General features: G+C 48.6%; 12 protein-coding genes, 6 tRNA genes and 1 rRNA gene. 13 read left to right on the forward strand and 6 right to left on the reverse strand.

What is annotated here, in order from left to right; all coding sequences use genetic code 11:
- Positions 1 to 28 precede the first annotated feature (28 nt).
- From rrf to AC1DLM_RS23830, 10 genes are all read left to right on the forward strand, one after another.
- Positions 29 to 145 (forward strand): 5S ribosomal RNA (gene rrf / locus AC1DLM_RS23785).
- Positions 146 to 175: 30 nt separating this feature from the next.
- A tRNA-Met gene (locus tag AC1DLM_RS23790) sits at positions 176 to 252 on the forward strand.
- Between the two features lie 7 nt (positions 253 to 259).
- Positions 260 to 335: transfer RNA gene (locus tag AC1DLM_RS23795), tRNA-Lys, on the forward strand.
- 56 nt (positions 336 to 391) lie between these two features.
- A tRNA-Leu gene (locus AC1DLM_RS23800) sits at positions 392 to 471 on the forward strand.
- Positions 472 to 514: 43 nt separating this feature from the next.
- A tRNA-Gly gene (locus tag AC1DLM_RS23805) sits at positions 515 to 589 on the forward strand.
- A gap of 9 nt (positions 590 to 598) precedes the next feature.
- Positions 599 to 675 (forward strand) — tRNA-Arg (locus AC1DLM_RS23810).
- 19 nt (positions 676 to 694) lie between these two features.
- Positions 695 to 768 (forward strand) — tRNA-Pro (locus AC1DLM_RS23815).
- Positions 769 to 898: 130 nt separating this feature from the next.
- The gene (locus tag AC1DLM_RS23820; protein WP_477571359.1) at positions 899 to 2,098 is read left to right on the forward strand and encodes an MFS transporter; all 1,200 of its coding nucleotides are present in this window, start codon (positions 899 to 901) and stop codon (positions 2,096 to 2,098) included.
- Positions 2,099 to 2,167: 69 nt separating this feature from the next.
- Positions 2,168 to 3,046, forward strand: a complete 879-nt coding sequence (locus AC1DLM_RS23825) for an aldo/keto reductase (RefSeq protein ID WP_477571360.1) — start codon at positions 2,168 to 2,170, stop codon at positions 3,044 to 3,046.
- A 121-nt stretch (positions 3,047 to 3,167) separates the two neighbouring features.
- Positions 3,168 to 5,165, forward strand: a complete 1,998-nt coding sequence (locus tag AC1DLM_RS23830; RefSeq protein ID WP_477571361.1) for a transglycosylase domain-containing protein — start codon at positions 3,168 to 3,170, stop codon at positions 5,163 to 5,165.
- A 603-nt stretch (positions 5,166 to 5,768) separates the two neighbouring features.
- Here the strand turns inward: AC1DLM_RS23830 and AC1DLM_RS23835 are convergent.
- Both AC1DLM_RS23835 and hprK read right to left on the reverse strand, forming a co-directional pair.
- Positions 5,769 to 6,623, reverse strand: a complete 855-nt coding sequence (locus tag AC1DLM_RS23835) for a hypothetical protein (protein ID WP_477571362.1) — start codon at positions 6,621 to 6,623, stop codon at positions 5,769 to 5,771.
- 83 nt (positions 6,624 to 6,706) lie between these two features.
- Complete coding sequence (gene hprK / locus AC1DLM_RS23840) at positions 6,707 to 7,621, reverse strand: HPr(Ser) kinase/phosphatase (protein WP_477571363.1); 915 nt, start codon at positions 7,619 to 7,621, stop codon at positions 6,707 to 6,709.
- A gap of 238 nt (positions 7,622 to 7,859) precedes the next feature.
- On the opposite strand from hprK, the gene AC1DLM_RS23845 reads away from it, so the two are divergent.
- Positions 7,860 to 8,129 carry a zinc ribbon domain-containing protein gene (locus tag AC1DLM_RS23845; RefSeq protein ID WP_477571364.1) on the forward strand — a complete coding sequence of 90 codons (270 nt, stop codon included), beginning with the start codon at positions 7,860 to 7,862 and terminating at the stop codon, positions 8,127 to 8,129.
- Complete coding sequence (locus tag AC1DLM_RS23850; protein WP_441991681.1) at positions 8,122 to 8,346, forward strand: hypothetical protein; 225 nt, start codon at positions 8,122 to 8,124, stop codon at positions 8,344 to 8,346. Before AC1DLM_RS23845 ends, AC1DLM_RS23850 begins: the two co-directional genes overlap by 8 nt.
- A gap of 89 nt (positions 8,347 to 8,435) precedes the next feature.
- Here AC1DLM_RS23850 and AC1DLM_RS23855 read toward each other — a convergent pair whose 3' ends face one another.
- The 4 genes from AC1DLM_RS23855 to AC1DLM_RS23870 all read right to left on the reverse strand — a co-directional run bounded on the left by AC1DLM_RS23855 (position 8,436) and on the right by AC1DLM_RS23870 (position 12,228).
- Positions 8,436 to 8,606, reverse strand: coding sequence for a hypothetical protein (locus tag AC1DLM_RS23855; RefSeq protein WP_155993910.1), 171 nt, complete (start codon positions 8,604 to 8,606; stop codon positions 8,436 to 8,438).
- A 161-nt stretch (positions 8,607 to 8,767) separates the two neighbouring features.
- Positions 8,768 to 10,150: a DUF4129 domain-containing protein gene (locus AC1DLM_RS23860; protein ID WP_477571365.1), complete on the reverse strand. Its 1,383-nt coding sequence runs from the start codon at positions 10,148 to 10,150 to the stop codon at positions 8,768 to 8,770.
- Positions 10,131 to 11,264: a DUF58 domain-containing protein gene (locus AC1DLM_RS23865; RefSeq protein WP_477571366.1), complete on the reverse strand. Its 1,134-nt coding sequence runs from the start codon at positions 11,262 to 11,264 to the stop codon at positions 10,131 to 10,133. The genes AC1DLM_RS23860 and AC1DLM_RS23865 overlap by 20 nt, the downstream gene beginning before the upstream one ends.
- 7 nt (positions 11,265 to 11,271) lie before the next feature.
- Entirely contained in the window at positions 11,272 to 12,228 is a 957-nt protein-coding gene (locus AC1DLM_RS23870) for an AAA family ATPase (RefSeq protein ID WP_477571367.1), read from the reverse strand.
- Between the two features lie 606 nt (positions 12,229 to 12,834).
- Here AC1DLM_RS23870 and AC1DLM_RS23875 point away from each other — a divergent pair.
- The gene (locus AC1DLM_RS23875; protein ID WP_477571368.1) at positions 12,835 to 14,493 is read left to right on the forward strand and encodes a response regulator; all 1,659 of its coding nucleotides are present in this window, start codon (positions 12,835 to 12,837) and stop codon (positions 14,491 to 14,493) included.
- The last annotated feature ends 1 nt before the right edge of the window (position 14,494 follow it).

Consider the following 14,494-nt stretch of genomic DNA (forward strand, 5'->3'; position numbering starts at 1 on the left):
TTCAAGGCGCAAACAAACGCTTTGACTGTTTGGTGATGATGGCGGAAGGGATCCACGCGTTCCCATCTCGAACACGACCGTTAAGCCTTCCAGCGTCGATGGTACTTGAACCGCAGGGTTCTGGGAGAGTAGAACGTTGCCAAGCAGTTTCCCTAACGGGAGCTTACATGAATGACGCGGGGTGGAGCAGCTCGGTAGCTCGTCGGGCTCATAACCCGAAGGCCGCAGGTTCAAATCCTGCCCCCGCAACCAATTTTTTGAGTCATTAGCTCAGTTGGTAGAGCACCTGACTTTTAATCAGGGTGTCGTAGGTTCGAATCCTACATGACTCACCATTTCATTATATAGGGATCTTTAGGCGAAGACTAAAGTCTCTCAGATTTACCAGCATGCGCGTATGGCGGAATTGGCAGACGCACTAGACTTAGGATCTAGCGGGCGACCGTGGGGGTTCAAGTCCCTCTACGCGCATCAAACATCCCCAAGTCGTATCTTACGGCTTGGGGATCCCTATGCGGAAGTGGCTCAGCGGTAGAGCATCGCCTTGCCAAGGCGAGGGTCGCGGGTTCGATCCCCGTCTTCCGCTCCATTTTCATAAGCGCCCTTAGCTCAGCTGGATAGAGTATTTGACTACGAATCAAAAGGTCGGGAGTTCGAATCTCTCAGGGCGCGCCATTTTTTATCACAATCGTATCGGGACGTAGCTCAGCTTGGTAGAGCACCTGCTTTGGGAGCAGGGGGTCGCATGTTCAAATCGTGTCGTCCCGATCAAGAAAGAAAGCATAGACTGTCAGCTTCATGCTGATAATGTCTATGCTTTTTTTGTGCATCAACGTCTACTAATAACTGGGATTCAAGTTTGTGTTGGTGTATAGTAGACAGGGAGGAGGGCTACAAGATGGAACTACGCTGGAGACGGAATCTATTTATTTTATGGATTGGGGCATTCTTTTGCGCGATGGCGTATACACTCTCGATCCCGTTTATCCCTATATTTTTACAAGAAGACTTGGGTATACATAGTGGCTTGGAGGCATGGTCAGGGATCACGTTTTCGGTGAGCTTTCTCGCAAGTGCCGTGATCGCACCTTTTTGGGGCTCACTGGCTGACAAATATGGCAGGAAACCGATGCTGCTCCGTTCAGGGCTAAGCTTAAGCGCCGTCTATTTTCTAAACTATTTCGTGAATGATCCGTATACGTTTATTGTTGTTCGTGTTCTGCAGGGACTTATGGCGGGCTATATCCCCGCATCGATGGCGTTAGTCAGTACGAACACACCAGAGAAGCATGTTGGTTATGCCTTAAGTGTCATGTCAACGGCGACGGCAGCTGGAAGCATCCTGGGCCCCTTGTTCGGGGGCATGCTCAGTCACTGGGTAGGGACAAGAGAATGTTTCTTGGCATCTGGGTTTGTCGTACTCATTTCTGCTGTGATCGCCGTAGTCGGCGTGAAGGAAGTACATCACAAGAAGGCGGGGGCACGCCCAAGTGTGCTTCAGGATATTAAGCAAGCGACTGCCAATAAGCAGTTATTATCCATTTTTGGATTAACCGTATTAGTGGCAACTTCGGTGATGATTTTGGAACCGCTTTTAACGATATATGTGGTACAAATTGGTGGAAGCGCCAAGGGGGCATCACTCAGCTCGGGTATTATTTTCTCGGCTGCCGGCGTAGCGACCGTCATCATGGGATCAAGATGGGGCATTATCGGGCAGCGAATCGGCTATGACAAAACACTGCTCATTGGCTTAATTGGCGGCGGTGTTGGGAACCTACTGCAGTTGGCTGCGCATAATTTGATCGCTTTTGGTGTGCTTCGTTTCAGTTATGGGTTATTTTTCGCTGCGGTCTATCCGGCACTGAGCGCGCTTATTGTGAAAGCTTCCGATGCTGACTTCCGAGGGAGAGCGATGAGTCTTAATCAAACATCGAATCAATTAGGGATGATGATCGGCCCTTTGATTGGCGGATTCCTAGGAGGTCTAGTAGGGATACATTCTGTATTTTTATTAACAGGATGTGCGCTACTGCTAGCAGCCGGTGTGTTACAGGTCAATCTGAGGAAGCAAATGAAACAGATTTCTGCGGACTGAGGTTTTAATGTAATTAGATTTGTAAATAAAGGGAATACATACTCGATTACAAAAGGAGCAAATCTAAAGATGTTGAAGAGAACAGTAGGCCGATTAAATAAGGAAACTTCTGTGTTGATGTTTGGTGCAGCTAGTCTTGGCCAGGTTACACAGCAGGAGGCAGATGCCTCAATCGCTTTCGCGTTGGCACATGGCGTGGATCATTTTGATACGGCGGCGAGCTATGGAGACGCAGAAATGCGGATGGGCCCGACGATAAGCCGGGTGCGGAATGATATCTTTTTAGCTACCAAAACAGGGCAAAGAACGAAAAAGGAAGCAAAGGAAGAAATCTATCGCTCCTTGGAGAGAATGAAGGTAGATTCCGTCGACCTATTACAACTGCATGCGGTGGGATCGATGGAGGAATTGGATCGCTGCACGGCCAAGGGCKGGTCGCTGGAAGCGGCATTAGAAGCGCAAAGCGAGGGTGTTGTGAAGGACATCGGGATCACCGGTCACGGGCATGAGGCGCCGGCGGTTCATTTGGAAGCGCTGCGTAGGTTCCCTTTTGCCACCATACTCTTCCCGCTGAACTACTACATGTATGGCTTACCTGACTATCGTGAGGCTGTAGATGCTCTGATGGAAGAAGCGAACAAGCAGCAGACAGCGATTCGGGTGATTAAAGCGATTGCTAAGGCGCCTTGGATTGAGGKGGCGGAGCGTGCGTATGCGACGTGGTATGAGCCTTTTGATCAGCAAGAGATTATCGATGCCTGTGTGCACTTCGTGTTGTCGTTCCCAAGCGTATGCGGTTTTGCAAGTGCGGGGGATGTGCATTTATTTCCCAAAATCGTGGATGCTGTAGAGCGCTATGGTACGATGAGCAAGGATGACATGGAGCGGATTTTGAGTGGGATTAGCGGATACACGAGTGTTTTTGGAGCACCGACGTCGATTGCTTAATGTGATAAACCTTCACCTATCATTGATGGGTTGAAGGTTTTTTTGTGTCTTCCTGCACGCATACGACACTTAATGGAGCCATCATACGAATAGCTATGAGGTACGTTAGGGGGAATGATATATGTTAAAAATTAAAAAAATACCTCGGCGCTTCTGGCAAGTTAGTGTTGGCGTAGTCCTAGTCATGGGTGTGGGTGTGGCGTTAATGAGCACTTTGTACATAAAAGGACTTGATGTGTCGCTGTTGAATCAGCCGCTTCCAGAGGCATCTGTTGTGCTTGATAAGAATGGTCAAATCGCTTCTCAGTTGTCGGCGTCAAAGATCGATGCAGTGCCTTTTAAGGACATCCCGCAGGTGTTGGTCGATGCCATTGTCGCGGTGGAGGATCGACGTTTCTTCGAGCATAAGGGGGTAGACATGAAGTCGATCTTCCGCGCAGTTGGCCGCGATGTGCTCAAAGGAAGCTATTCGGAAGGTGCCAGTACCATTACGCAGCAATTAGCTCGGAATCTTTTCTTAACAGCGGATAAAACGGTAGGTCGTAAATTGCGGGAAGCGGCGTATGCGATCAAAATAGAGACGAGCTATAGTAAGAATGACATTCTGGAAATGTATCTGAACAAGATTTATTTCGGTGAGGGCAGTTGGGGGGTACAGGGGGCTGCGAAAACATATTTTAATAAAAATGTGACAGACCTCACCTTGCCAGAAGCTGCGGTGTTAGCGGCATTACCGAAGGCACCTAGTCATTATTCCCCTTTTCAAAATGAAGAACAAGCGCTGGAAAGAAGGAATACGGTTCTCAAGTTGATGCTAAAGGAAGGTAAAATAACTCAGCAAGAATACGAGAAAGCCGATGCTTCAGCACTTGGAGCCGTGAAGACGGTCAATATGGATGAGGCCAAAGGGAGAAATCGGGCGTATGTGGATGCTGTGATTGATGAGGCTGTAACTCTCTACGGTTTTACGGAAGAACAATTGCTTACAGGCGGTTTGCGTATTACGACAGAGCTGGATCCAACGGTACAGAAAGCAGTAATTGATGTGGTTAACAATAACAGTCTATTCCCTGAAAGCAAGCCAGATCAGCTCATTCAGAGTGGTGCTGTTATCGTCGACCAGAAAACAGGTGGTGTTAGAGCGCTAGCTGGTGGACGCGGGGAAGGCGTATTTCGGGGCTTCAGTCATGCCACCCAGTTGAGGAGACAGCCAGGATCGGCTTTTAAGCCAGTCGCTGTGTATGGCCCTGCTCTGGAGTTAGGCTACAAGCCGTCAACCATGCTGTTTGATGGACCGCTGAATATTGAAGGCTATCAGCCGCAAGATTGGGATCACCAGTCGAGGGGGCAAGTATCGATGCAAGAGGCCATTACTTCATCTTGGAATGTTCCTGCAGTGTGGCTTTTACATGAGATAGGCATCGACAATGGCTTGAAGTTTGCGAAGTCATTGGGGATAAGTCTACCCACACAAGACCGGCAGTTGGGCATCGCGCTTGGCGGGCTCTCCGAGGGGGTATCTCCGCTGCAGATGGCACAGGCGTTTAGTACTTTTGCAGCGAAGGGAGTCCTGAACCCTGCACACTTGATCGCCAAAATCGAGACAAATGACGGACACCTGCTTGTTCAAGCGAAAGCTAAGGGACAGTCGGTGATGCGCGCTGAAACAGCCAACACGATGACGGCGATGCTGCAGACGGCCGTAGCGCAGGGGACGGGGAAGAATGCGGCTATGAATCGTCCCGTTGCAGGGAAATCAGGTACGACACAACTGCCGGATACGAAGGAATTTGATGGGATCGGCAGCGGAAGTGCCAAAGATGCCTGGTTCGTTGGCTATACGCCGGAGTTGACGGCAGCGGTATGGGTTGGTTATGACCGAACGGATGCGACGCATTATTTAACAACCTCGGGTGGGGCCGTACCTGCCGTATTATTTCGTGAGATGCTCAGTCGTGCCTTAGCTCAAACACCTGTTGTACCTTTTGACATTCCGATGATTGTCGAGCGACCTGAGAAGGAAATCTCCTCCTCGAATGAATCATCAGCGAAGAAGGACAAGGAGCAGCAAAAGCAAGCCGAACAAGGACATGGACATGGGAAAGAGAAGCGGAAGTAAATTTTGCATGCCATGATGATGTATGACATGCTTGGTTGCTAGTATAGAGGGGGTAGGGGGAGGAGTAGAGTAAGAGTAAGAGTAAGAGTAAGAGTAAAGTAGAAAGAATGTATTACTGAGTCAGAATGGTAATGGTTGGGGGGAAGTTCCGTAAAGCTGCTGTGCTCGAGGCGAATAGATGGATTTTCTACATTTAAATTCCGAAATTTTTCGATTAAACGCAGAATAGATGGAGAACCTACAGTTAATTTTATCCATATGAACCGATCTGCGCAAAAGAGGCATTTTTACCTACATGTTTTCCAGTTAAATCGAGATTTCGAGGAAATTTCGCGTAAATAGCTGTACCTTTTCCAGTTAGTACAAATGTACCGAGTAATTGTCTCAAAACCTACAAACTCCAACAATAACGCTTGCCTGCGGCGATCCCGTGTACGCGTCCCGTGCGTCCATAACGAGTACTCACCTTGCACGAACGTTTGAGCGATTCGTTGAGTCAAAACTACTCCTAAGGCGATTGAATGCACCTGCAAAAAAAACCAGTTAACATCCGTAAAATCGGCTGTTAACTGGTTTTTTATCATGGTTGACAATCATTGAAGATTAGTCATGCTTATTGTTGTTACCGGACTTTTTATCATTACTTTTTTCTTTTTGAGGTTTCTTGTTGTTCTCTTTGTCGTCCTCTTTGTCATCCTCTTTATCATCGGAATGTACGTTCAAATGAACATTCAATTTGCCGGCTTCTAAATTGTATTGTTTGGCAAGCTGCTGGCTCACGGTCTCCTGCGCACCTGGTGCGGATAAGTCAACAGAACCAAGTAGTTTGGAGATCCAAGCTTGGGCTTGCGATCCTGTGAGATGAATTCTGCCGGCATGCGGAGACTGGATGCTCAGATCATACTGAGAACCTTGCGCTCCTTTGATTTGCTTCAAATGAAAGTTGAAATGCTGCCCATCTACACGAATATCTACATCCTTCAGGTCAGAACGGCTACCTGATGAGGAAGCTTCTGGCTTGTTTTCCACCTTCGTAGGTGAGGCGGTTGGTCCCACGGTTGGGCTGGGAGCCGCCAAATCAGGTACAGGGGATTCACTCGGAACGGGAGATACAGGCTGTGCGGATTCAGTAGCGATCGAGCTTTCAGAAGATCCTTTTACATAAGCGGCCTGTTTCTTGTTATTCAGAATGACTTCAATTTCACTCCCAGTCTTCAAATCGCTTAGCTGAGCCTTCTCGTCATTCAGGTACACCCAGACGGATGAAGCCAACGGGACAGTTTGATCACCAGTATCCGTATGTAAAGTAATTGAATCTGCCGTCAGGGCCGATAGCTTACCTTGGATGGCTGTAGATGTCGCCACGCTGGATGAAGTTGCCGCATACGCCGTCCAACCACAGAGCATCAGGGTAGCCATTCCAATAGCAATAATCGTTATTTTCATTCTTTTGTGCATCTTAAACACCTCCGCTAAAGCTTTCGAGCCGAAGGGAGGTTTTAGGACGGTATACGTAAAACTACAAAATGAAAGACATGGAGCTAATCGGTGTCAGATTGCAGGCGTTGCATGAATTCTTCTGCTGCACTGTAGCCTTGTTGACGCAGATACCAGCTATTGGCGGCAGCTTCGATTAGACCGGCTACATCACGTCCAGGCTGGAGTTGGATTTCAATATGGGGAATCGAAATGTCCATATAATCGGTGAAGGTAGGCTCTAACTCTAAATCATTATTTAGAGCGTGTTCCTGCCACTTGGTCAGCTCGATATCGAGTACGATGCGTGTTTCATCTTGAAAAGCTTTGCGGCCATAAAGCCGTGAGACATTGATGAGTCCAACGCTGCGCAGTGCGAGGAATTCCTTTGTTTTGCCATTGTGCGTGCCGAGCAGCGTTTCCGGGCTAATTTTCTTGAGCACGACGATATCATCGGCGACTAGGCGATGCCCTCTGCGGATCAGCGTGTGGGCTGTTTCGCTCTTGCCAACCCCGGACTTCCCACGCAGCAGGATGCCGATCCCTGAAACATTGACGCAGACCCCGTGAACGGCGATCTCTTGAGCTAATGATTTGCTCAAAAATAAATCAACCAAGTCCTGGAATTTGCTCGTAGGGGCGCTCGTGCGGAGAAGGGGGATTCGTTCTTCTTCGCAGTACTTCTTTAAGTATTTCAAGCCTTCTTGGTTTCTCGTCACGACGAAACAAGGCGGGTGATATTTGACGATATTACCGATGTGCAAATTTCTTTCATTTTCGCTAAGCTTATGCAGGTAAGTGATTTCTTTACGACCTAATAGCTGTACATGTGCTTGTGGAAAATATTCAAAATAGCCGACAAATTCTAGGCCAGGGCGGTGTGCCTTCGTTTTGGTAATAGGACGGTGGAGCTCCGAATGGCCAGCGAGAACTTCGAGCGAAAAGCGTTCAACTAAATCTTTCACAGTGACGGACTTCAAACGGGATCCTCCTTCAAGTTGTGCGGTAGTCAAGTAAATCTAGCAGTAAAGATAAGATCTACGGATTATGCCTATCTATCTTTACTAAATTCTCTTTCACCTAGTAACAATCCTTTATTGAAAGCGCTTGAACATGGGATGCGTAAGCATTTCTCGTCAATCCTAAGCTTTTCATTGCATTTGAAAGTTATGTTGGTATGATGAAAGGAAAAGCTAGCTTTAGAGGGGATTGAATGAAATGGAAGTTGCCTACAAGAACTGCCAGAGCTGCGGGATGCCTCTCGCTCGTGATGAGCAAGGCGGCGGTACGGAGAAATCGGGTAGTAAGAGCAAGATGTACTGCAGTCATTGCTATCAGGATGGGGCGTTTACGATGCCTGATCTAACGGTTGAAGAGATGAGAAATCTGGTTAAAGGGAAATTAGTGGAGTTTGGCTTTCCGAGATTTCTAACGGGGCTATTTACGAGAAATATCCCTAAACTGAAAAGGTGGTCGACCCGTGAGTAAGAAGAATAATATTCAATCATTTGCGGCTATGAAAGAATGGCTTGCGATTCCGGAAACATTTCGCACGCGTCTTTTATCGAATGTTTATTGCGCAAAATGTATGGGAGAAACGACGATTATCGACTATTCAGTGAATCTGGAGAAAATAGGTATCGTACTAGATGGCATATGTAAAACCTGTCAGAAGAAGGTTGAGCGAGTTATAGAGAGAGAATAAAACACAAATAAACGCTCTGTACCGTGATGGTACAGAGCGTTTTCAATTGACTCCTTAACTCATATCCACCTCTCTGTATGTAAAAGCAGCTATCTGTGAAAGCCGCATTTTTTGGCAAGTGTTGGCCATGTCGAGAGAAACATGCTTTCCCACCTGTCTTCGGGTAACACGAGGATCCATCTGGCGATTTGATCCAAGCCCATTTCATAAAGCGTGTGAAGCACTTCTTCTTTTTCTGATCCGGTTTTTAATGCTAACATCTCAAAACCACCTCAATCGAATGTATTCAAACAATTATGTATATGCGAAGTTTTGAAAATATGTGACGGTTATTTTCAAAATGCTCGTTCGCATGCTTAGAAAGTAGATTGTTTTTTGCACCATTTGGAAATAAAAGGGTATGAAATAGGGTGGGCTTGTCTCATTTCAACTGACTCCGAACGCTCGGATCCAGCGTTTGGAGCACCTCAGCAAGCTCCTCGTTTGTGAACGTTTCTCCTCCGTATCGCACACGATTATAAGCTGTGGTAAGCGCGTGAACCGAAGCTTCTGCAAGCTGTGTTTGATGCGTGAGCTCCCAGCCTGTTTCGTTGGGGGTTAACGCGCGCTTGAAGGTATAACCGCTTCTGCTCGCCTGCCCAATCAACACACGGTACAGATAGCGGATACGCTCCTGATTGTTCGGTAGCTGTGACCAAGACGGCTCGCGATTGGATGTTGACCACAGTTTCGAACTTGCTTTACGCCACCATAGGTTAGGAAGCTTTCTCCAATCGAGAAGGGCTTCTTTCTCGTCGGTATAACCGTCAGTTGAATCACCTTGCTCACGACGCAGCGATCGTTTCCAAAAGCGCCGAATGAAGGCGAGAAGCGCGGGTGCAAGCTTCATCAAGATCAGATAGAGGCAGCCGAGGATGAGTGCAATGACTAACACATAGCCCACAATTTGCACAAGATACTGCATGAGAATCCCAAACCAACCTGGTTCATGCGGTGCAGCTAGCGGAAGTTCCATCGGAGGCGGCGCTGAAGGGCTGGCTTCGGGAACAGCAGGTGGTTCTTCGGATGACATCAATCCCAGCAGCCAAGCTAGGGTGCCATGTAGAAGGCGCATAAGGACTTGCTTGACCTGCTGAAAGTAACCGACGGCAGCGATAACCGCAATAAAGCCGATTAACCAAATGCGGCTGGAACGTTTCACGGTTTGAGACAACGACGAGGCGGCAGCGCGATCATTCCCTGCTAAGGTAGCGACAAGAAGCTGCGAGCGATTCGTAATAAAGAAGAAGAGGATCAGCGTAGCGAATCCGAGCCCGTTTAAGGCTATTTTGTATGGATGCATAAGTTCCACTCGGGTCATAATCGGTACACCAATGAAGTACATCACACCAGAGATTACGAAGACACCAGGTGGATAAAGGGAGAGCCCCCCATCTTTGGTATACCGAATCCCCCGATAAACGAGGAGTGCACCAATTGCCGCACATAAAGCAACGTGCAAGGCTTCTTTTTGAAATAAATAAGATAATCCGTAACCTGCAGCCACACAGACAAGGAACTCGTACCCTTTGCGAGAGAGCCAATTCATTTGTCCAACATAAGCACCGATCACGAAGCAAAGCAGCAGCTGGATGCAAGTTAGCGCAAGTACACTATCGAACACATATACTTGAGATAATGTAACTAATGGAGCAAAGATAATCAGTTCAACGAAGCCGAATAAGAGTACAAGACCGCATCCCCGTAGAAAGTAGGATAAACGAGAAGGTGGAGAATTCGTTGGATTAAGCAAGGGCTTGAGCATCGGATGGAGCCGCCTCCTTATCACTGAGGTCAAGAAGATTATGTTGCAAGGGGACAAGGAAGACGGAATGTCCGGATGCTTCAAGTCGTTCGATGCTGCGTGCCATCCCCTCAGAAACGAAGGCGGTCAGCAGGATGATATCCAGCGCCTCACCTTCCACCTCGATGCCATAATCGAGAAAATCTTCACAGGAGCGGGCACAAGAGATCGCAAGCTTTGCCATCGTTTGAAAAAGATGTTCCAACTGCCCACAGCCGCCTTCAGGCGCACAGTACACGGGAGCACCTGGTTCATTTAACAGCCAACCGTTATAGCCAAAACCGACAGGAACACCTCGGCTAATGGCATGTTCGGCTAATGTTGCTGCGTAGGAGAGGGCTTTTTCGACCAGTTCAGGGTCGGTTACCGCATCCCACATCGTTTCGGTGACTTGACTGTTAACGACGATAAGTAATCGGGGATCAGCCGTGAATTCTCGGTTGTACACCTGAAGCCGCTGGCTGCGCGCCGTTGCTTTCCAATGAATGCTATTCATCGTATCGCCATAGCGGTACTCCCTTGCACCGGAAACGAGAAAAGGATCAGGCATAATCCAGCGTTGGACCGTCACATCGCCTTGCCACCGACTAGACAAGAGTGGAATGTCATCGCGATTCACCAGACGCGGATATACCAGAAGCTCTACGTGTATACGGTGCGTGGTAGAAGCAGCCTGCAAACCGACGAAATCACCCATCGTTGCAGCGATGGTTTCCAGCTTGTACCAGCCGCGTTTGGCTGCATGCACACCATGGCGCCGCACGATGCGGGTATAGGGCATAAGGCTGAATAGACTGCGGTGATTTTGAAAAAGGGAGCCGCTGCTCACTTCCAGATTATTCATTTGCGTGAAGTGAAGTCCGGCATGAATCGTTGACTCCAGGCGCAGCCAGGGAATCGGTGCAAGCTTACGATTCACGATGGTTTCAATCATGAGAATATCATCGCCGACATGGCAATGTGTCGTATTAAAGGTTCGTTCAATGCGAAGTCCGCGAAATCCCCAGCGGGCGAAAAACTGAAACTGGAGAAAGAAGAGAGCGGCAGCGATAATGACAATCCAGCTTATGCTCATCCGTCCGTTACCCCATCTTCACTTCCGTAGGAACGGGGGTAATGGCCAGTATGTTCGTCAGCAGCGCATGCACCTGCTGATCCTGTTGGCGTGAGCGCGTGCGCAGCAGTACGCGATGCGCCCAGACGGGCGCGACCAGCGCCTTGACGTCGTCCGGCAGCACGTAATCGCGGCCGCGCAGCGCCGCGTACACCTGCGCCGCCTTCATCAAGGCGCGCACGCCGCGCGGGCTGACGCCGAGCGCGGAGTCCGCATGCGTGCGCGTCGCTTCCGCGAGCTGCACGATGTAGTGCAGCAGCTCGTCGCTGACGCGCACCTGCGTGAACAGCAGCTGCGCTTCGAGCAGCTCCGCGCGGCTCACGACCGGCAGCAGCTGATCCAGCGGATCTTGCTGCTGGTAGCGCTGCAAGATCAAGACCTGCTCGGCTGCCGTCGGATAGCCGAGGGACAACTTCATCAGGAAGCGATCGAGCTGCGCTTCCGGCAAGGGAAAGGTCCCCTGATTCTCGACAGGGTTCTGCGTAGCAATGACGAGGAACGGCGCTTCCAGCTTGCGCGTTTCCCCGTCGATGCTGACCTGGCGCTCCTCCATGCTCTCCAGCAAGCTGGACTGTGTGCGAGGCGTCGCGCGATTAATCTCATCGGCGAGCACGATGTGCGCGAAGAGCGGGCCAGGGCGGAATTCGAATTCGCCCAGCTTCTGGTTGAAGAAATTGATGCCGCTTAMATCGGACGGCAGCAAGTCGGGCGTGAACTGGATGCGCTTCATGGAGCCGTCAAGGGAGCGAGCCAGTGCCTTCGCAAGCTGGGTTTTACCTGTGCCGGGGACATCTTCGAGCAGCACGTGACCGGATGCGATCAGTGCGATGATGAGAAGCTCGACGGTATCGTTCTTGCCTATAATAACGTGACCAACGTTTTCTTTGATGCGGGAAGCGATGCGCTCAATAGGTGCGATATTCAAATGATTAACCTCCTAAATAATGAATGATACGAATGAAATGAGAAAGCAGAAGAGTTAAGGTGTTAATAAGATAAGGTAGTGTCGACAAAGTTAGTTAATGAGGAACGACGTTCCGCTATTTCACTAATTGCGCTGTTCTTTAGACCCGAAGGGGAACGTAGATCCGCTATTTCACGGAAAAGCGGTGGAAAACCTCCATTTTCGACAAAATAGCGGAACCTCGTTCCCTTCAGGTGCAAAAATGAGCTAATTTAAGAAAATAGCGCACTGAGGTTCCCTTACGGTGTCGGAGTGGTGGGGTGTGGTATGCAGGTTCCCTTTCATTGTCGGAGTGGTGGGGTGTGGCATGCAGGTTCCCTTTCATTGTCGGAGTGGTTGGGATTGGCATGCCAGTTCCCTTACGGTGTCCGAATACCTGTTTATAGGGTGTCAAGATTTACATATGCTCCACGCTTATTTTAACACCTTGCAGGGGATTTTTACCAATGTTTCCTTAGACAAGCATGAATTCTATTTGTATATTCGATGGGCAGTGAGTACAATGGTGGTGATATTAGAAATACGATATGGGGTGTTGCCAAATTGGGGAGTCCTGGGAGGTCAGGCATGTACAAGCTGCTGTTAGTGGATGACGAAGAGGATGTACGCGAAGGTGTCGTCCGTGAAATAAATTGGGAAGCCATTGGCTTTGAAGTTGTCGACAAGGCGGAGAACGGGAAAGAAGCGCTGGAAATGGTGGAGCGGCTGCAACCGGATGTGGTTGTGACGGATATTCAAATGCCTTTTATGAATGGCTTGCAGCTTGCAGAAGCAATTAGAGAGCGCTTTCCCACGATTAAGCTCATCATCCTGACAGGGCATGATGAATTTGAGTACGCCCAACGGGCGATTAAGCTGCATATTGATGAATATGTGCTGAAACCATTTTCCGCACAGGAGCTGGTGAATGCCCTTTTGAAGGTAAAAGGACACATCCAAGAAGAGGTTGCGCATCGTGAGGATGTGCAGCTGCTTAAGGAGCATTACCGAAAGAGTATGCCGGTGCTGAAGGAGAATTTCTTAGCGACATTAATGAATCGCAAGCTCCCGCGGGACGAGGTGTTTGAGAAGGCAGCGAACTACGGGATTGAGCTAAGTGGTAATAGCTATGTGGTGGCTGTTTTGAGCATCGATGGGGTCTTTATTTCGGAAGAAGATGTGGAGAATCGGAAGGAACTGTCGAAGTCGATATCGTTGAAATACTCGGAGGATCAGGCGTTAAAATATTTCGCCCTCTTAAATATTACCGAAGAAATCGCTAACAAGCGTGGCCTCGGACTCGTTTTCATGCATGATGATCAGGTTGTCTTGTTAGCGGCGAGAGAGAATAAGGACAAGGAAGCGGCGCTGCAGGAAACGATGAGAGTGCTGGAAGAAATTCGGCAGAGTGTGGAAAAATATTTGAAGTTCACCCTTACTGTTGGGGTGGGCAGTGTGATAAGCGATGTTACCAAACTTAGCTATTCTTATGAAGATGCTGTTCTTTCCCTCGACTACAGGCTTATTCTGGGCAGCAATCGCATGATTTACATTGATGATGTGGAGAAGCGAAGCGTAGATAAGGTTCGATTTGACGATGTGAAGGAACATGCGTTGACTCGCTGTATTAAGGTAGGCACGATGCAAGAGATCCGAGAGACGATTGATGAGCTGTTTCAGGGCATCGAGGCCGGTGTGTCGGTGAAGGACTATCAGATCTATTTACTTGAAATTCTTACTTGTATTCTGAAAGCAGCTAAGGACTCGAACCTGAATGTTGACGAGGTATTTGGCGAGAGTTTCATTCCTTTTACCGAGATTAATAAGTTCACTTCCTTGGAGGAAGCGAAGCATTGGTTGGCCGAGCTGTGTGCGAGCATGATGAGTCATATTGCAACAGATCGTCAATATACGTATAAAAACCTCGTGGATCTAGCGAAAGATTATACGAAGAGTCATTATCATGAGGGCGATATCACGATCAATAAGGTGTGCGGACATCTGCATATCAGTGCCGGTTATTTCAGCTCCATTTTCAAAAAAGAAACTAAAATGACCTTCGTTAACTATTTGAACCACATTCGGATGGAAGCAGCGAAAGAGCTGTTACGTTCTACGGATATGAAGCTACTTACAATCGCTGAGAAGGTGGGCTATTCGGATGCTAATTATTTCAGCTTTTCCTTTCGTAAAAATGTGGGCGTTTCCCCAAAGGAGTATCGCAATAACAGCGCCAAGGGGCTGTAGG

It is taken from the genome of Paenibacillus sp. 01T442 (assembly GCF_056398345.1).